Genomic DNA, 16,408 nt, shown 5'->3' with positions numbered 1-16,408 from the left:
GCAGTGCAGGGGGGGGCGCTGCGCCTGCGGGCCGGCAAAGCCGGACCCGCGGCCTCCGCTTGAACAAGAGGGCCTCACGCTCGCTCAACTTTTAACCGTTCTTCCCGAGCCTGTCGAAGAATGCCTGTGACGCCGCGCTGCGCGCCACTTGAATACGTTATCCTTGGCAGCTTGCCAACTACCGAACACCTCTGTGTCCGACAACCCTCCCAGTAGACCGCCCAAGCCCGAAGACAAGCGCGGCTTCCTCCAGAAGCTCGCTGAAATGCTTCACCCCGGGCCCGACTCCAAAGACGAGCTGATCGAAACCCTGGTCGAGGCGCAGGACAACGATGTCATCGGCGCGCAAAGCCGGGAGATGCTCGAAGGCGTGATCCGCATGGCCGACATGACGGCCGGTGACGTGATGGTGGCCACACCGCGCATGGACGTCATCAACATCGACGCCCCCTTCGACGAGTTGCTGCATCTGGTGATCGACACCGCCCACTCGCGTTTTCCCGTTTACGAAAACGAGAAGGAAAACATCATTGGCATCCTGATGGCCAAGGACCTTCTCAAGCTGCAGCGCGCGCCCGAGCTCAACATCCGTGCGCTGCTGCGGCCGGCGGTGTTTGTGCCCGAGAGCAAGGGCCTGAACGACCTGCTGCGCGAATTCCGCGGCAACCGCAACCACCTGGCCATCGTCATTGACGAGTTCGGCCGTGTCGCCGGCCTCATCACGATTGAAGACGTGCTCGAGCAGATCGTCGGCGAGATCGAGGACGAGTTCGACATCGCCGAGGACGAGGGCGACATCTTCGGCCTGACCGACCACACCTACCGCGTCAGCGGCGACACCTCGATCGAACGTGTCAACGAGGCCTTCAGTGTGCTGCTGCCCGAAACCGACTTCGAGACGATTGGCGGCCTGGTCGCCCACGAGATGGGCCATGTGCCCAAGCGCGGCGAACTCTACGCGCTGGCCGGCCTGCAGTTCACCGTGCTGCACACCAAAGGCGGCGCGGTGCGCTGGTTCAAGGTTTCGCCCGTCGGCACGGGCACCTGAGGCGCGGCGGGCAGAAGCAGCGGATGGCACGGAACTCGATCCACAGCATGATGTCGGCGCTGCCCACGCTGCCAGCCCTGCTGGAGCATGTCCGGCACCCGCAAGCGCGCAAGGGGCTTTCCTTTCTCGACATCGCTATTGTTTTAATAGCTGGCTGCGCCCACGCATTGAGCATTGCGTGGCCTTTTTCCTCGGGGTTGGCGCAGGGCCAGCCGGTCTGGTGGCTGCAGCTGCTGGCGCTGGCTGCGCTGGTCCGCTCGCTGGACCGCTGCGCCCGCTTCAAGCAGGGGCTGCTGCTGGGCTGGCTGTTTGGCAGCGCCTGGCTGAGCGGCATTTTCTGGTGGCTGTTCATCTCGCTGCATGTCTACGGCGGCCTGGCCGCGCCGCTGACAGTGCTCGCCGTGGGCGGCCTGGCGATTTTTCTGGCCACTTACTACGCGCTGGCCTGCGCGGCCTATGTCCGGCTGGCGCCCGCCGGGCGAACCCGCCGGGCGCTTGTTTTTGCGGCCCTCTGGCTGCTGGCCGAACTGGCCCGTGTCGAGTTTTTCACCGGCTTTCCGTGGGGCGCGGCCGGCTACGCGCACCTGGACGGCTGGCTGGACGGTTATGCGCGCTGGATCGGGGTGCACGGCATCACCCTCCTGGCCGCTTTCCTGGCCGCCAGCCTGGCTGGCCTGGGCCGGTCACGGCGCCAACTGGTCGTGTTCCCGGTGCTGGCGGCGTTGATCGTGGCGGGGGCACTGGTGGCCGGAAAGCAGACCTCCACCTCGGCCGGCAGCCTGCAGGTGACGCTGCTCCAAGGGAACATTCCCCAGGACGAAAAATTCCAGCCTGGCACCGGCCTGCCGACGGCACTGCGCTGGTATGGCGAGCAACTGCAGGGCGCCAGAACCGCGCTGGTGGTGGCGCCGGAAACTTCCCTTCCGCTGCTGCCGCAGCAACTGCCCGAAGGTTACTGGAGCGCCGTGCAGGCGCGTTTTGCCTCGGGCCAGCAGGCGGCGCTGATCGGCATGCCGCTGGGCAGCTACAGCACGGGTTACGCCAATTCGGCGGTGGGGCTCAAGCCCGGCCAGGCCCAGGCCTTCCGTTTCGACAAGCATCACCTGGTGCCCTTTGGCGAGTTTGTCCCGCCGGGCTTTCGCTGGTTCATCAACCTCATGAACATCCCGCTCGGCGACTTCAAGCGCGGCCCGCTCGGCCAGCCCTCGTTTGACTGGCAGGGCCAGCGGCTGGCGCCCAACATCTGCTACGAAGACCTGTTTGGCGAAGAGCTGGGCGCCAGTTTCACCAACCTTGCCACGGCGCCCACGGTGCTCGTCAACCTCAGCAACATCGGCTGGTTCGGCAACACCATCGCCATCGACCAGCACCTGGCCATCTCGCGCATGCGCGCGCTCGAATTCGAGCGGCCCATGCTGCGCGCCACCAACACCGGCGCCACGGTCATCATTGACCACCGCGGCAAGGTCACCCACGAACTGCCGCGCCACACGCGCGGCGTGCTGGTCGGCGAGGTCGAGGGCCGCAACGGCATCACGCCTTACGCATGGTGGGTGTCGCGTTACGGCCTGTGGCCGTGGTGGGCGCTGGGCCTGGGTGTCGCGGGGCTGGCGCTGGCCTTTCGCCTGCGTTCAGGCCGCGCCCTGGCCTGAACGCACGAGCCGGCCCGGCCGCGCGGCCGTGACTTCACCTTCGCGGGCCACACACTGGCCTGCGACCCAGGTGCCGATGTAACCCTGCGCCTTCTGCAGGAAACGTTTGCCGCCGGCGGGCAGGTCGCGCACCAGCTGCGGCAGCCCGACGCTCAATCGCAAGGGGTCGATGACGTTGATGTCGGCCCGCAGGCCGACCGCCAGCCGACCGCGGTCGCTCAGCCCCAGGTAGCGCGCATTGCGCGAGCTCATCATTTCCACCGCCTGCTCCAGCGGCAGGCGGTCCTGCGCCCGGCCCTGCACCCAGTGCGTGAGCATGAAGGTGGAAAAACTCGCGTCGCAGACGGTACCCACATGCGCGCCGGCGTCGCCGAGGCCGAACAGCGCGCGCGGGTGGCCCAGCATCTGGCGCACGGTGTCGAGCGAGCCCTGGTTGTAGTTGAAGATCGGGAAGTAGACCAACTGGCTGCCGTCGCCTTCGCTGAAGTAGTCGTACAGCGCCTCCAGCGCGGTGATGCCCCGCTGTTTGGCGCGCACCAGAAAACTCTGCATCACGTTGGGTTCATAGTTGAGCGTGGCGTCCAGCGGGAACATGCGCCCGGCGATCATTTCAATGCGCGCCAGCAGCATGTCCACCAGCGGCGGAATCGGTGTGCCATCGCCCGCCAGGCGCTCCGACTTCTCGCCCAGGATGCGGGCTTTTCGGGCTGGTTCCCGCATGGCGGCTGCGCGGTCAGCTACTGAAAGCGTAGCAATTTCCTTGTAGCCGGGAAAACCCATGAAAGGGTGAAAACTCGCGTCCAGCCCGTTGATGACGCCAATGCCGCGCGCCGCGGTCTGCAGGTACAGCGGCAGCCCGCGCGCCACGGCCGCTTCCACGCGGGCCTGCATGGCCAGGTATTGCTCGCCGCCCGGATCGCGCTGCAGCCAGCTCATCGACAGCGGCCGTCCGCTGGCCGCCGCCAGCTGCTCGACCAGGTCGAACTCGGCATCGAAGTTCTGCGGTCCCTGCATCAGGTCGAAATCGCTGACGACCTGCACCACGCCGTGGCTCAGGCCTTCGAAGGCCGCGGCGATGCCGGTCAGCTCGGCCGCGCTGGCAATCGAGGCTGGTGTGTCGTGCCCCTCGGCCGTGCGGTGGTTGTCCGAGCGGCCGGTGGAAAAACCCACCGCCCCGGCCGCCAGCGCGGTGCGCAGGTGCTCGCGCATGGCAGCAATGTCCTGCGCGCTGGCGGCTTCGCGTGCCTCGGCGCGTTCGCCCATCACCAGCATGCGCAGCGGGTCGTGCGGCACCATGGCCAGGAAGTCCAGGCTGTGCGGCATGGCGTCGAGTGCGTTCAGGTAGTCGCCAAAACTCTCCCATGAAAATTTCACGCCTTCGGTCAGCGCCACGCCAGGGATGTCTTCCACGCACTCCATCAGCTTGATCAGGCGGTCCTCGCTGCCCGGCCGCAGCGGCGCGAAGCCGACGCCGCAGTTGCCCATGACCACGGTCGTCACGCCATGGTGGATGCTGGGGCTGAAGGTTTCGTCCCAGGTGGCCTGGCCGTCGTAGTGGGTGTGGATGTCCACAAAACCCGGTGTGACCCAGGCACCGCTGGCGTCCACGGTGTCGCGCGCCGCCGCGGTGATCGGGCCGATGGCCACGATGCGGCCGTCCTGCACGCCGACGTCGGCCACAAAGGGCGCAGCGCCGCTGCCGTCGACGACGGTGCCGCCCTTAATAAGCAAGTCGAGCATCTTTTTTCCTCCAGAAGTAGGCCAGCGACAGGCCGCTGACGATGTGCCACATGCCCCACAGGCTGGCAATGATGACCATGCCGAGGTCCGAGTTGAACTGTACGGCAATGATGCCCAGCGCCAGGCCCGAGTTCTGCATGCCGCCCTCGATCATCACGGCGCGCCGGTCGCGTTCGCTCACACCCATGGCCTTGCTGGTGGCCCAGCCGAAAAACAGTCCGCTGGCGTTGTGCGCGATCACGATGGCCAGCATGGGAAGCAGGCCCAGCGTCAGCAACTGGCGCTCCTTGATCAGCCCCAGCACGATGAAAGCCAGCAGGGCCAGCAGCGAAAAGTTGCCCAGTGGCTTGCGGATGCGCGCCGTCAGCGCAGGCAACTGGTGCGAAAACAGCAGGCCCAAGGCCATCGGCAGAGCCAGCAGCAGGAACAGGCTGATCCAGATGCCCGAGGGGTCGATGTCCAGCGTCTTGAGCCAGCCGGCCGTGGCTGGGTTGGCCGCCACCATCCAGCTGAAGTTGAACGGTGTGGCGACCAGCGCAATGACGCTGGCCACGGCCGACACGCTGACCGACAGCGCCGTGTTGCCGCGGCCCAGGTGGGTAATCACGTTGCTCAGGCTGCCGCCGGGGCAGGCCGCCACCAGGATCATCGCGGCCTCGACGTTGGGTGGCAGGTCCAGCGCCAGGGTGGCCAGCCAGGTGCCCACCGGCAGCAGGATGAACTGCGGGATCAGCCCGCAGACCACCGCTTTGGGTGTTTGCGCGACGCGCCTGAAGTCGCTCACCCTGAGTTCCAGCGCGACCGAAAACACCATGGTGGCCAGCACCAGGCTCAGAATCAATTGTTGGGTTGTCATGACACTTTCCTTGTGTCTCAGGGTAACCCGGTGAAAGCTCCGTAAAATCAACGTTTTACGCGGTCTTTCATCCGTTTCAGCAGGTGCGTTTTGCACGCACTGTCACGCTCAGATTCAAGCGCGGCAACCATTACCCAGTGCTCGACATCTTCCTCTAGAAACTCGGCTAAACGCCCTGCTATTGCAGGGCTCAGGTGCCCACGAATTTTCGACGTCGAAAGCGTGTTTTTCGAGAGTTCAAGTTTCTTAGTCCAGTACGGCAGCGGCTGTTCTTCCGTTGCCTTTTTCAGTAGGTCTAGTGTGTTTTGCATATCAGCCTTTACGTGATTTGTCTACAAGGTGCATGCATGTTAACAAGCGCTTGACATGCAAGGTGAATGCCTTCTAAGCTTCTGTTCGTCATGCAAGGTGCATGACTTCAACCGGATGGCACTCCATGGCAATAACCTCGTACACAGGCTCACCCGCAGGCGCGATGAGCTACACCGCTTGCACTCCCCCAGTCCACGAAAGGGAGCCCGATGGGGTGCCACCTGTCGAATCTCTCGGGCTGGGGGCGTGCATTCACTGCTTGGGCAGCTCAGGCCATTTGCCTTTTGATTCGTCTTTTGGCTGCCAGGTAGCAATCTTGTCCAGGGCATCAAGTAAGCCTGATTCGATCAGAGCGACTTTGATTGCTTCCTTGATTACCAGGTACGCAACCCACATTCCCATAGCCGCGAATGCGATGGAGAAAAAAGCCACGAAAGCCATTCCCATGGCAAGTTGTTTGTCCATTTGTTCTGCAATTTCTGTTGAATTTATTCTTACCTTCGGTCGATCTTGCGTTCTCGATCGACGAGGCTGTTTGGGCTTAGGTCTTCTACCAGTGATTCGGCTGACTGGGCACCGCAAATGTTCGCATCAGAACGGTCTGCGTCTTTTGCGCTCTGGTGGGTGTCTTTCGGTCTCGTTGTTCGAATCCCATTTCAGCCAGATCGTCACAAAGACTGCTGCTACGCAAGCCACCAGCGCGAAAAAAGCGAACCAGACCACCGTTTCGACCAGCTGCCAATACTCCCCCATGGGTGCCTCCAGATGAGTTTTATGCAATTTGCTCTGTGGGTCCTGCTGCCTTGTTTTTGCGTCATTTCGTTCGCTTTAACAGTTGCCGCCCAAGTCATCTATTTTCTCATCGTCGAGCCATCGCTCATGGAGCACTGCGAATGAGTCTTCTCGGCATTACCTATTGGCAGGGCGCATTTTTGACGCTTTGCTTTGTCGTTGTCGGCATCGCTTCATGCATTGTTGGCATGGTCTTTTGTGACCGCATCCTCTGGCCCTTCTTGGAGCGGCTGCGTAAATGAGACTAGTCGCTCGCCACGCCGAAATCGGCTACCTCTCCCCCAAAGACCGCACCGGGTGCAGGAACTGTAGGTACCTCACCGACGCCCAGCCAGAAAACGGCATAGGCCTGCCGCCGCGTCCGTACTGCTCCAGGTACTCGGTTGAAGTCACTAGCGGCGGGATCTGCACCTCCTTTCACTCGATCCCCTCCCCAACTCGGGGAACACCCCACCAGGTCAACCAGCTCGATCTGCTGGACCTTGTGCCTGGTGTACTCGCATCCCTCCAATTCTTCAACATGGGGAAATCCTCATTTGGTCAGGTGAACGCATGAGCCTGAAGCCCTCAATTTCATCCGAGCCGTATACCTACGAAGAACACTTCCGGCGTTGCTATGACGCTGCTCAGCTTCGCCATGTGCATGCCCAGCACGTTTTAGCCAAGCGCGGCATGGTGGTGTACTGCGCCGTCATAAAAGACGCCTATACCGTTCCTGGTGGCCCCAACTGCTGGACAGTTGAAACCCTTTGGCCTGAACAAACCCGCATTACGGTTCCAGTCCGCAACGTGATCGCATGCGGCGGCAAAACCTGTAGCTGCGTACCGGTTGCCCCCGCCTGGAGCGAAGCGAAGCCGGAGGCAACCGCGATCGCTGCCGAAGGTCAAAAAGGATTGACGTGCTAGTAACACGTCAATCTAGTCTCACCGGTGAGACAAACCAGCTTCCCGGCCACGTTCCGGATGTCCGGCAATTGTTTCCAAGACTTGCCGAAAAATGGCGAGTCAGTCCAGCCACAAAAGCCCAGATGGTCGGCTTCTGTGACTGGATTTCGATCTACCAGCAACACGGCGGAAACCTTCCACGCTTTGCCGACGGCGCTGTGCTGCGTATCGACAAAAACGGTGAAGTTGTGACCACTACCCTCAAAAGCGTCAAGGTCGAAGGCTCGCACGAGTCCGCGATTTTTATCCGGTGTGACGGTGACACGGTCCGGTTCGACGGCAACGTTTCCAAGTTCGGACGGCCCGACAACGTCTTCGGCTACAGCTTCATCCAGTGCATCGGCCAGATCAACAACATCCTCTCAGAACTTGGATTGCCAGCGTTCACCGAGGGCGACCGGTTCATGACGAATTTCAAAGGCAATCCCCGCAGCGTGTGGACCGGCGCACGCGTCACGCGGGTGGACATCACGCAAAACTTCGTCACCGGTTCCAAGGAAAACGCGTATCACTTCATGCGGTTTCTGGCAGGTCAGCAAGCCAGCCGGATCAAGACGCAAACCATTGGTGACGGCGAAACCGTCGATTTTGGCCGTGGTTCCCGCAACATGTATTTCAAGGTCTACAGCAAAGGCCCAGAGCTTCGCAAACACATCTCAGGAGCCAAGGCACCGCGAACAATTCCGCACCTTCCTGGACTGCTCGATGTTGATCCGTCACTACGCAAACAGCCACCGTCGAATGACTACCTGTTGAAGCTGGCTGACTGGTGCGATGAAGTGGGGTTGGTCCGTGCTGAGCTAACCGTCAAGTCCACAAAGCTGCACGCGTTGGGGTGCAACTACCTCGGAGGCTATGACATGAAACAGCTTGAAATCGAATTTGAAAAAGCCTGTGAAGTATTCACGCGTGCATCCGCCGAGGTCGAGGAAATCACGGAATTGCCGAAGCACTTGCTGTCCACCTATCGCATGTGGCAGGCCGGTGATGCGCTGCCTGAGAAGCTGTCCCGCGCAACGTTCTTCCGTCACAGAAAGGAGCTGCTCCCGTATGGCTGCGACATAGCCATCAAAAGCAACGTAGTCCCTCTCAAAATGAAAACCAGGGTAATCCGGCTCGGCCCTGCGTCTCAACCTGAATGGTACGAGCTGCCCGCAATCACAAGGAAATTAAATGGAACTCACAGTTGAAGTTATCGGCATGAAAGCCTTCAAAGGCAACATCGACGGCAAAGAAATTGACAGCGGCACGCTCTACACCCGCGTCAAGCTCGCCACGAAAAACAACGAGGACGGCAAGAACTTCAAAGGCGGCGAGTGCGTCGAGGAGTGGAAGATGCCGAATGCCGCTTCGGTGTTCTCGATGCAGCACCTGCCTTACCCCTTCGTGGCAAAGCTCGAGGTCGAGCGAGTCTCCAACGGCTCCGAAAGCAAGGAAGTCGTGATGAGCGCCCGCCCGATGGAGTCTGCATCTCAACGCGGGCGTTCCGAAGCCGCGCAACTTAAAGCCGCCTGATCGAATTTTCCAGCGCCTCCCAAGGGCGCTACTGAATTCGTTCACACGCAAACAACACCCGAATCACTGCGCCATGCTCCCGACCTGCACTGAAAACCAAAAGCCGTACAAGATCGCGCATGCCTCTATCGTCGCCAACCTTCCCGGCGCGACGGGCAACACTCCCGCAGAGGCTTGCCTAAATTTGGCAATTAACAACGGTTCGCCTGGTTCGATTTTTTACGCAGGGTCCACGCAAAACGATTGCCACTGGTCGTACAGCTCACAGGTCTGGCCGATCTTGCAGGTCTGCGAACCACCTACAACAACCGCCAGCACCACCCCCGCAGAGTCCTACGACTACGCCGCCCTCGGTTCCTTTTGGGCCTTCGGTTTCACAGGCGTGATGCTGCTCTATTTTTCCTCCCATGTGATTGGGTTGGTCGTCAAAGCCGTCAGGGAGTTTTGACGTAACACATTCGTTTATCGACGAATCTGGCCGGGCAGTTTCCCGGACTTAGTGTCTCGAAAGGACCTCGCAAAATGTTCAAGAAAATTATGGTGTTCGCCCTTGCTGCCGTTGCTGCTGTCTCCAGCGCCTTCTCCGGCGCATCCGTTCGCGTGGCCGCTGTTGTTGGTGCCGGTTCTCTCGCGCTGACCGCTGCAACGCCCGCTCTGGCCGTGCCCCCCGATATGAGCGGTTTGACCAATGAAGTCGATTTCTCCACAGCGATTGCTGCGCTCCTGCTGGTCGCCGGCTCGTTGATGGTTGTGTACATCGTGGTGAAGGCTTCCCAGCTCGTGCTGGGCATGGTCAAGCGCGGTTAAGTTTTAACCAGGTGTGGGGCGTAGCGCTGCGCTCCACGTCCTCACCTTCACCAGGAATGCTCATGGCTACCGTCGCTCCCAACTTTGCGCCCATTCTGGCCGCAATCGATTTCTCCACAACAACCGTTGCCGTCCTCGCCTGTGGCGTCGTTCTCATGGGCGTATTCGTCACCATCTTTGCAGTTCGCCAAGTCCTCGGCATGGTTCGCGGTCAGGTCTACTACGGCGGCAGGTGGTGGGACAAAGACGACTACTTCACCGCACTGAGCGAAGTCAAGCAAAAAGTTCGCAGCGGCGATCTTGTCGACATGGAATCCCGCCGCGCCCTGTTCCTCTTCGAGGGCCGCACTGGCCGCTCATCGTCAAACCGAATCCGTACCCCAAGGATCTGATCATGCCGTCAGCCGTCGATCTGTGGAATCTGTCAATTTTTGCATTCGGCGTTGTGTGCGCCTGCGCCGTTATCGCGGGTTTGCGTCTATGACCTCCCGCCGTTTAGCCGCCGTTTGCTGCGCTGTTGTGTTCTTGTGCTCTCGCCCTGCGTTCGCAGATGTTTACTGCGGCAGTAATGTTCTTGTTTGCGCCGGCAACGCTGCTGCCGTTGGAACTATTTGCACCGATTCCTGCGCTTCAATTCTCGACGCATACCCCAGCTACGCCTGTCGGGTCATTTCTGGCGCTCCCGAATCCTGCGCTGTTGGATCCTTAAACCTGTCACCTCATCCCCCGCCTGCAACCCAAAGCCCTATTCCTTTGCAGAAGGCTTTAGAGATCGGAGCCAAGGTGCTTGCTGCTGGTGCGATTGCTGGTGCTGTTGTCGGTACTGGAGGTTTGGTTGTCCCATTGCTCGCTGCTGCCGCGCTGCATTTGGGAGTTGCCAGTCTCGTGATGGGCGCTGATGCCCCCACACCCGCAACCGCTCAAGCTGCTGTAGACGCATCCTCCCCGCCGCTCACGGTCAATCTCGAACCCTCCAGCAATGCCACGCCATCCCCCGCACCCGGTGACACTTCCACGCCCTCTATTGCCACCAACCCGGACGGATCATTTGTGCCAGGTGGCGGCGGTCAATTCGCAGGAGATGGCGCTACTGGCGGCTGGGCTCCATCGGCTGGCGGTGCTACCGGCGAGTGGCAATACACGCCCCCGGCCACCGCATCCAATCCGGCGCCCAAGCCCACCGCCACCATCACCGACGGCGGCTACACCATGTCCCAGCAGCTCGCGCCCACCACATCCGGCACTTCTGGCAAGAACCTCGTTGTGACCCGCGCCTCTGACGGTTCCGTGACCGTCGCGCAATCCGCTGAGCTCAATGTCACCACCTCCGGCGGCGCTGCAACCACCGCGACGGGCGTCGTCGTTTCCTCCTACGACCAGACCGGTACACGCGTTCCTGGTACAGACAATGTCCTCATCTCCGACACCCTAGGCAACGGTGCATCAAGCAACGCCGGCCAAGGCCTTTCTATCAGCATCGGAGGCACTGGTGGAGGCACTGGCGGCGGTACGGGAACCGGTACAGGGACAGGCACCGGCAGTGGCACTGGAACGGGCGGAGGCAGTTGCGCAAACGGCGATGCCTGCGAGTCTACCCAGCAGGCCAACAAAGGACTCCTGACCCAGATCAAGGACTTTCTCACGGGCGATTCGTCCACCCCTTCCGATCCGCAAGCCAAAACCGGAGCCGACATCAAAGGCGTAGGCCTGAACAAAAACGCAAATGGCCCCTTCGGCGGTTTGCTCGGCTGGAGCCTGCCCGCGCACTCATCCAGTTGCCCGACAAGCTCCTTCGATTGGAACAACCGCACCTTCGTCATTGATGCCCACTGCCAGCTCGTCGAAGACCACTTCGGCCAGCTGCGTGCCGTCATGACTGCCGCCTTCACCCTGTCGGCCATGTTCATCGTCCTGAAAGCCTGACCATGCCTTTACCTCTTGCTGGCATCGCCTGGTCCATCGCTTCATGGGTCATCAAGGACGTGGTTATCAAGGCCGTTGTACTCGGCGCTGTGTTCGCCCTGGTGTCAGAGCTTGCACCTCTTGTCATTGAGTACCTCGGCGCCTTTATCAGCCCGGGCGGTCTGACCAGCGCCTTTGCCGGCATTCCCTCCGGCGTCTGGTTCTTCCTGGACTTCTTCGCCCTCGATATCGGCCTGCCGCTGCTCATATCCGCCCATGTGGCGCGTTTCCTGATCCGCCGCATTCCCGTCATCGGCTGACCATGGCAATCAACGCCTACACCGGTCTGATGGGCTCCGGCAAGTCCTACGAAGTTGTTGAGAACGTTATCCTTCCGGCCCTGATCGCCGGTCGCCGCGTTGTCACCAACGTTTCCAATTTGCAGGTGGCCGAGATAACCGCCTACCTGGTCAAATCTGGCGCGGATGCGTCCAAGATCGGAACCATTGTCCAGATCAAGCACGAAGACGTCACCAAACCGTTTTTCTTCCCGCCTGAGGACGGCAAAGGCCTCCCAGCGGATGTGCTGCCGGTTGTGCAGGGCGGCGATCTGGTCGTGATTGATGAGTGCTGGCGCTTCTGGCCCAGCGGCGGCAAGATGCCCCTTGCGCACATGGAATTTTTCCGGATGCACCGGCATTTCATGAATCCTGAAACCTCGGTAACCTGCGATATCGTCCTGGTCGTCCAGGACATTGGTGACCTTGACCGCAAGTTGAAAGCGGTCGTAGAAAACACCTACGTCATGACCAAGCTCAAGGCGCTCGGCCTGACCACACGCTACCGCGTCGATATCTACGCCCGCGTCAAGGTTCGCAACCCCTACCGCTCCCTGCAGCGCAAGTACAACAAAGAAATTTTCGAGCTCTACCGCTCCTACAGCCAGGGCGGCGGGCAAAGCGGCAACGAAGTCGCCATCGATGACCGCGCCAATATGCTCAAAGGCGCGATGTTCACCATCGGCCTGCCCTTGATGCTTCTGTTCTTCGGCTTCTCCGTGTGGGGCCTGTGGCGCTTCTTTCACCCGCCGCCGCCCAAGCCCTCACCAGGCGCTGCCGTGACAGCTCCTGGCCTGCCTGGTGCTGCGCCGCCCCGCGCTGAGCCCGGTGAATCCGATTGGCGCGTCGTGGGTCATTACAGCTTCGGCCCAGACCACTACGTCATCATCACCCGCGGTCAGGCCGTCCGTACCCTCATGAACCCCCGCGGTTTTTATTACGACGCCCTGCGGGCCTATGGCTCTCTTGATGGCAAATTGCTTGCCAACTACACCGGCTCGCCCGACGCCACCACGCTCTTACCGGATGCCAGAAAATGAAAAAGTTACTTCCGCTGCTCTGGCTCTTCTTGGCCTCGCTGGCCGCCGCTGCGCCCACTGTCAACGACAAAGCAATCAACCTCAATTTCGACAAAATCTCAGTCGTCACCCTGGTCAATTTTGTGTATGGCGACATTCTCAAAACCAATTTCGCGGTGCACCCTGACCTGGTCGAATTGCCTAAGCAAGTCACCGTCCACTTCCAGGGAGATTTTGACCAGGGCAAGCTGTCCACCTTCATGGTCGATCTGTTGGCCGGTGTCGGTGTCGTCGTCGAACAAAAGCGCGGGTATGTGTTCCTGCGTCCCCACGTTCCCCAACTTGGGGAAGTGCCCGACAAAGAGATATTTTTCTACCGTGCTAAATACCGCCCGGTCAGCTCTCTCATGGATATCACGTCCTCTCTCTTCAAAACTGGCCGATTCAGCGTGCAAAGAAATATCCGCGCTGCCGACACCCAGTCAAGCCAGCTGATTCAACCCGTCCCCCTGGGCATGCCCACGGCCGCACCCGCCGCTACCGCGCCTCCATCTCCAGCCCAAAGGCAGAGGCAGGGCCAAGAGTCCAGCACTAGCGCCACGGCCCAGATCGACAAGGGCGAGACCGATAGCTTCCTTTTCGAGGGCACAGAAAAGGAAATTGCCCTGCTGCAAAAGCTGCTGGCCCAGGTGGACACCCCTGTTCCTGAGGTGTTTGTCAAAGGCATGGTCTACGAGGTCACCACCAGCATGAAGGAGGGCAGTGCCTTTAATCTCGCTGTCAGCATCCTCAAAGGCCGTTTTGGGCTGACCTTCGGTCAGACCTTGGTCGGCAGCACCGTGAGCTTCAAAAACGCACAGATCGACGCCGTGTTTTCTGCGCTGTCCACCGATGCCCGCTTCAAGTCCGTCAGCAACCCCTCGCTGCGCGTCAAAAGCGGCGCGTCGGCTCGGTTTAGTGTTGGCTCTGATGTGCCTGTCCTCGGCGCGGTCCAGCTCGACAAGAACGGCAACCCTGTCCAGTCCATCGAATACAAGCCGAGCGGCTCTATCTTCGATATCAAGCCGCAGATCCGCGACAGCGTCATTGACTTGGCCATTTCACAGCAGCTCTCCAGCTTCGTGGCCACAACTACCGGCGTCAACAACAGCCCGACGCTCATCAAGCGGGAGATATCGACCAGCATAGGCGCTGCCGACGGCGATTTGATCGTGATTGGTGGACTGGATGAGGACAAGGCCTCGAACGATAGCAACGGCTTCGCGTTCCTTCCCTCCTGGACAAAGAGCCAGGCCAGCGACAACAGCAAAACGCAGATTCTGCTGGTGCTCCAGGTGCAGAAGATGCCCTGACGGCACCCCAATAAAAAAGGCCCTCAAGGGGCCTTTTCTACGGAGCGTTTTAGATCACTGCAACAGCTTCACAATGGCCGCAAAAAGCCCGACTGCCGCAAACATGCTTCCAACCGTCCACTTGATGATTTCGACCTTCGCATCGGCTAAATCGCTTTTAGTCGCCAACTGACCAGCATGCAGCGAATACCGCTTGTCGATTTCCTTGTTGATCGATTCGACGGCAGCCTTCGCCTCGGCTTCTGGCACGCCGGCCTTGACAAATGCGTTATAGATTTCGAGTTCCATATGCTTAGTCTACTCCGAACAGCCATGTGCCCTTGGTTTTGGGGTATGGGGTCTGCCCCATGTAAGCGAAGCGAAGCTGACCCCGCCTTAAGCAGCTCGCACACCTTAGCCGATCCCGCAGGGTCGGCCTTCGTCGCGATCGCAGTCGTCAATCTGCTGTCGGCCCTCGTTTCGCGCCATGAAAAGCCTGTATTTTCTTCACTAGACTACTGCGTTCCCATAAGACCAACGTAGTAATCAAGGAGGCAATTTGCTGATTGGGTATGCGAGAGTTTCCACGCTCGAACAAGAGACAAATCTTCAAATCGATGCACTTCATCGCGCTGGTGTTTCACTGATTTATCAGGAAAAAACAAGCTCTATCGGGCGCCGCCCAGTCTTGCAAACCTGCCTTGCTGCGTTGTCGCCTGGCGATGTCCTGGTCGTTTACAAAATCGACCGCGTTGCACGATCTCTCAAGGACCTGCTGTCCATTCTTGACCGGATTGCCGATTCTGGCGCTTGCATCAGGTCACTCTCTGAGCCACTGGACACCACTTCCCCCATGGGGATTTTCATGCTCCAGATACTCGGCGCTGTGGCCCAGCTGGAGCGATCAATGATTCGGGAGAGGTCAATTGCTGGGTTGGTCGCGGCAATTGAACGAGGCGTTGTTATTGGCCGTCCCCGGCGGTTAACGCCCGAACAGGATCGCCAAGTTTATGAATTATTCAAAACTGGACGTTTCAAAAAAGCGACACTTTCAAGAAAATTTAATGCTCATTCCACCACGATTGATGCAGCAATCGAGCGTTTTGAGCCAAGAACTGATCGCCCGAAGCGACTTATCAAGCCTGTTCTGGGACCGTACCTTAGCCGCGTAAAATGAAGGGTTTTCGCGGGTTCAGGCCCGTGCGGTCCCTTACCGCGGCCCTGCGTCGCCGCACACCCAATTTATGTTGACCTTTCAGCAAATCATCTTGAAGCTCCAGTCCTACTGGGATGCCCAGGGCTGCGCACTGTTGCAGCCCTATGACATGGAAGTGGGCGCCGGGACGTCGCACACTGCTACGTTTTTGAGAGCGCTGGGCCCCGAGCCCTGGAAGGCCGCCTACGTGCAGCCGAGCCGCCGCCCGAAAGACGGCCGTTACGGCGAGAACCCGAACCGCCTGCAGCACTACTACCAGTACCAGGTCGTGCTCAAGCCCGCGCCCAGCAACATCCTGGAGCTCTACCTCGGCTCGCTCGAGGCGCTGGGCTTTGACCTGAAGAAGAACGACATCCGCTTCGTGGAAGACGATTGGGAAAATCCGACGCTGGGCGCCTGGGGCCTGGGCTGGGAGGTCTGGCTCAACGGCATGGAAGTCACGCAGTTCACCTACTTCCAGCAGGTCGGCGGCATCGACTGCCGGCCCATCACCGGCGAGATCACCTATGGCCTGGAGCGCCTGGCCATGTACCTGCAGGGGGTGGACAACGTCTACAACCTGCAGTGGACAGACAGCATGAGTTACGGCGACGTCTACCTGCAAAACGAGAAGGAGCAGTCGGCCTACAACTTCGAACACAGCGACGCCGACTTCCTGTTCACCGCCTTCACCGCCTACGAGAAGCAGGCCAAACACCTGATCGAAGTGCAGCTTGCGCTGCCCGCCTATGAACAGGTGCTCAAGGCCGCGCACAGCTTCAACCTGTTGGACGCGCGCGGCGCGATTTCAGTGACCGAACGTGCCGCCTACATCGGCCGCATCCGCAACCTGGCGCGTGCCGTCGCGCAGAGTTATTACGAATCCAGAGAGCGCCTGGGCTTCCCGATGGCGCCGCGCGAGTGGGTGGAACAGATGACGAAGAAGGCCGCATAAA

Annotated in this window: 20 protein-coding genes; 15 read left to right on the top strand and 5 right to left on the bottom strand. The window is 60.2% G+C overall.

The window, feature by feature from the left end; all coding sequences use genetic code 11:
* The first annotated feature begins 193 nt into the window (after positions 1-193).
* Both AAG813_RS14845 and lnt read left to right on the top strand, forming a co-directional pair.
* Positions 194-1,048, top strand: coding sequence for a transporter associated domain-containing protein (locus AAG813_RS14845; protein ID WP_341916438.1), 855 nt, complete (start codon positions 194-196; stop codon positions 1,046-1,048).
* 23 nt (positions 1,049-1,071) lie between these two features.
* The gene (gene lnt / locus AAG813_RS14840) at positions 1,072-2,700 is read left to right on the top strand and encodes an apolipoprotein N-acyltransferase (RefSeq protein ID WP_341916436.1); all 1,629 of its coding nucleotides are present in this window, start codon (positions 1,072-1,074) and stop codon (positions 2,698-2,700) included.
* On the opposite strand, the gene AAG813_RS14835 is transcribed toward lnt, so the two are convergent.
* From AAG813_RS14835 to AAG813_RS14820, 4 genes are all read right to left on the bottom strand, one after another.
* The gene (locus AAG813_RS14835) at positions 2,680-4,440 is read right to left on the bottom strand and encodes an amidohydrolase family protein (RefSeq protein ID WP_341916434.1); all 1,761 of its coding nucleotides are present in this window, start codon (positions 4,438-4,440) and stop codon (positions 2,680-2,682) included. The genes lnt and AAG813_RS14835 overlap by 21 nt on opposite strands.
* Positions 4,421-5,296 (bottom strand): bile acid:sodium symporter family protein, encoded by an 876-nt coding sequence (locus tag AAG813_RS14830; protein WP_341916432.1) that lies wholly within the window; start codon positions 5,294-5,296, stop codon positions 4,421-4,423. Before AAG813_RS14830 ends, AAG813_RS14835 begins: the two co-directional genes overlap by 20 nt.
* A 47-nt stretch (positions 5,297-5,343) precedes the next feature.
* The gene (locus AAG813_RS14825) at positions 5,344-5,607 is read right to left on the bottom strand and encodes a hypothetical protein (protein ID WP_341916431.1); all 264 of its coding nucleotides are present in this window, start codon (positions 5,605-5,607) and stop codon (positions 5,344-5,346) included.
* Between the two features lie 253 nt (positions 5,608-5,860).
* A complete protein-coding gene (locus tag AAG813_RS14820; protein ID WP_341916428.1) occupies positions 5,861-6,073 on the bottom strand; it encodes a hypothetical protein in 213 nt (70 codons plus the stop codon).
* 428 nt (positions 6,074-6,501) lie between these two features.
* On the opposite strand from AAG813_RS14820, the gene AAG813_RS14815 reads away from it, so the two are divergent.
* The 11 genes from AAG813_RS14815 (at position 6,502) to AAG813_RS14765 (ending at position 14,278) form a co-directional block, all read left to right on the top strand.
* A complete protein-coding gene (locus tag AAG813_RS14815) occupies positions 6,502-6,642 on the top strand; it encodes a hypothetical protein (protein ID WP_341916427.1) in 141 nt (46 codons plus the stop codon).
* A gap of 310 nt (positions 6,643-6,952) precedes the next feature.
* Positions 6,953-7,306, top strand: a complete 354-nt coding sequence (locus AAG813_RS14810; protein WP_341916425.1) for a hypothetical protein — start codon at positions 6,953-6,955, stop codon at positions 7,304-7,306.
* Positions 7,300-8,535 carry a phage/plasmid replication protein gene (locus tag AAG813_RS14805; RefSeq protein ID WP_341916423.1) on the top strand — a complete coding sequence of 412 codons (1,236 nt, stop codon included), beginning with the start codon at positions 7,300-7,302 and terminating at the stop codon, positions 8,533-8,535. The genes AAG813_RS14810 and AAG813_RS14805 overlap by 7 nt, the downstream gene beginning before the upstream one ends.
* Positions 8,519-8,860 (top strand): hypothetical protein, encoded by a 342-nt coding sequence (locus AAG813_RS14800; protein ID WP_341916421.1) that lies wholly within the window; start codon positions 8,519-8,521, stop codon positions 8,858-8,860. Before AAG813_RS14805 ends, AAG813_RS14800 begins: the two co-directional genes overlap by 17 nt.
* Positions 8,861-8,933: 73 nt before the next feature.
* Positions 8,934-9,308, top strand: coding sequence for a hypothetical protein (locus tag AAG813_RS14795; protein ID WP_341916420.1), 375 nt, complete (start codon positions 8,934-8,936; stop codon positions 9,306-9,308).
* A 74-nt stretch (positions 9,309-9,382) separates the two neighbouring features.
* Complete coding sequence (locus AAG813_RS14790; protein WP_341916418.1) at positions 9,383-9,667, top strand: hypothetical protein; 285 nt, start codon at positions 9,383-9,385, stop codon at positions 9,665-9,667.
* Between the two features lie 62 nt (positions 9,668-9,729).
* Positions 9,730-10,059 (top strand): hypothetical protein, encoded by a 330-nt coding sequence (locus AAG813_RS14785; RefSeq protein WP_341916416.1) that lies wholly within the window; start codon positions 9,730-9,732, stop codon positions 10,057-10,059.
* 361 nt (positions 10,060-10,420) lie between these two features.
* Positions 10,421-11,590 carry a hypothetical protein gene (locus AAG813_RS14780; RefSeq protein ID WP_341916414.1) on the top strand — a complete coding sequence of 390 codons (1,170 nt, stop codon included), beginning with the start codon at positions 10,421-10,423 and terminating at the stop codon, positions 11,588-11,590.
* Positions 11,591-11,592: 2 nt separating this feature from the next.
* The gene (locus AAG813_RS14775) at positions 11,593-11,889 is read left to right on the top strand and encodes a DUF2523 domain-containing protein (RefSeq protein ID WP_341916412.1); all 297 of its coding nucleotides are present in this window, start codon (positions 11,593-11,595) and stop codon (positions 11,887-11,889) included.
* A 2-nt stretch (positions 11,890-11,891) separates the two neighbouring features.
* Entirely contained in the window at positions 11,892-12,947 is a 1,056-nt protein-coding gene (locus AAG813_RS14770; RefSeq protein WP_341916410.1) for a zonular occludens toxin domain-containing protein, read from the top strand.
* A complete protein-coding gene (locus AAG813_RS14765; protein WP_341916408.1) occupies positions 12,944-14,278 on the top strand; it encodes a type II secretory pathway, component PulD in 1,335 nt (444 codons plus the stop codon). Before AAG813_RS14770 ends, AAG813_RS14765 begins: the two co-directional genes overlap by 4 nt.
* A gap of 54 nt (positions 14,279-14,332) precedes the next feature.
* On the opposite strand, the gene AAG813_RS14760 is transcribed toward AAG813_RS14765, so the two are convergent.
* A complete protein-coding gene (locus AAG813_RS14760; RefSeq protein WP_341916406.1) occupies positions 14,333-14,566 on the bottom strand; it encodes a hypothetical protein in 234 nt (77 codons plus the stop codon).
* A 250-nt stretch (positions 14,567-14,816) separates the two neighbouring features.
* On the opposite strand from AAG813_RS14760, the gene AAG813_RS14755 reads away from it, so the two are divergent.
* Positions 14,817-15,434, top strand: coding sequence for a recombinase family protein (locus AAG813_RS14755; protein ID WP_341916404.1), 618 nt, complete (start codon positions 14,817-14,819; stop codon positions 15,432-15,434).
* A gap of 67 nt (positions 15,435-15,501) precedes the next feature.
* Positions 15,502-16,407, top strand: a complete 906-nt coding sequence (glyQ, locus tag AAG813_RS14750; RefSeq protein ID WP_341916402.1) for a glycine--tRNA ligase subunit alpha — start codon at positions 15,502-15,504, stop codon at positions 16,405-16,407.
* The last annotated feature ends 1 nt before the right edge of the window (position 16,408 follow it).

The organism is Polaromonas sp. YR568 (genome assembly GCF_943371715.1).
Taxonomy (GTDB): Bacteria; Pseudomonadota; Gammaproteobacteria; order Burkholderiales; family Burkholderiaceae_C; genus Polaromonas.
This window is presented reverse-complemented; position numbering and strand designations above follow the sequence as displayed.

What these genes read in the sequence shown, in the direction of transcription:
- lnt (WP_341916436.1), top strand. Translation starts at nt 1,072, where the DNA reads ATGGCACGGAACTCGATCCACAGCATGATGTCGGCGCTGCCCACGCTG.
- AAG813_RS14835 (WP_341916434.1), bottom strand. Translation starts at nt 4,440, where the DNA reads ATGCTCGACTTGCTTATTAAGGGCGGCACCGTCGTCGACGGCAGCGGC.
- AAG813_RS14830 (WP_341916432.1), bottom strand. Translation starts at nt 5,296, where the DNA reads ATGACAACCCAACAATTGATTCTGAGCCTGGTGCTGGCCACCATGGTG.
- AAG813_RS14825 (WP_341916431.1), bottom strand. Translation starts at nt 5,607, where the DNA reads ATGCAAAACACACTAGACCTACTGAAAAAGGCAACGGAAGAACAGCCG.
- AAG813_RS14820 (WP_341916428.1), bottom strand. Translation starts at nt 6,073, where the DNA reads ATGGACAAACAACTTGCCATGGGAATGGCTTTCGTGGCTTTTTTCTCC.
- AAG813_RS14815 (WP_341916427.1), top strand. Translation starts at nt 6,502, where the DNA reads ATGAGTCTTCTCGGCATTACCTATTGGCAGGGCGCATTTTTGACGCTT.
- AAG813_RS14810 (WP_341916425.1), top strand. Translation starts at nt 6,953, where the DNA reads ATGAGCCTGAAGCCCTCAATTTCATCCGAGCCGTATACCTACGAAGAA.
- AAG813_RS14800 (WP_341916421.1), top strand. Translation starts at nt 8,519, where the DNA reads ATGGAACTCACAGTTGAAGTTATCGGCATGAAAGCCTTCAAAGGCAAC.
- AAG813_RS14795 (WP_341916420.1), top strand. Translation starts at nt 8,934, where the DNA reads ATGCTCCCGACCTGCACTGAAAACCAAAAGCCGTACAAGATCGCGCAT.
- AAG813_RS14790 (WP_341916418.1), top strand. Translation starts at nt 9,383, where the DNA reads ATGTTCAAGAAAATTATGGTGTTCGCCCTTGCTGCCGTTGCTGCTGTC.
- AAG813_RS14785 (WP_341916416.1), top strand. Translation starts at nt 9,730, where the DNA reads ATGGCTACCGTCGCTCCCAACTTTGCGCCCATTCTGGCCGCAATCGAT.
- AAG813_RS14775 (WP_341916412.1), top strand. Translation starts at nt 11,593, where the DNA reads ATGCCTTTACCTCTTGCTGGCATCGCCTGGTCCATCGCTTCATGGGTC.
- AAG813_RS14770 (WP_341916410.1), top strand. Translation starts at nt 11,892, where the DNA reads ATGGCAATCAACGCCTACACCGGTCTGATGGGCTCCGGCAAGTCCTAC.
- AAG813_RS14765 (WP_341916408.1), top strand. Translation starts at nt 12,944, where the DNA reads ATGAAAAAGTTACTTCCGCTGCTCTGGCTCTTCTTGGCCTCGCTGGCC.
- AAG813_RS14760 (WP_341916406.1), bottom strand. Translation starts at nt 14,566, where the DNA reads ATGGAACTCGAAATCTATAACGCATTTGTCAAGGCCGGCGTGCCAGAA.
- glyQ (WP_341916402.1), top strand. Translation starts at nt 15,502, where the DNA reads ATGTTGACCTTTCAGCAAATCATCTTGAAGCTCCAGTCCTACTGGGAT.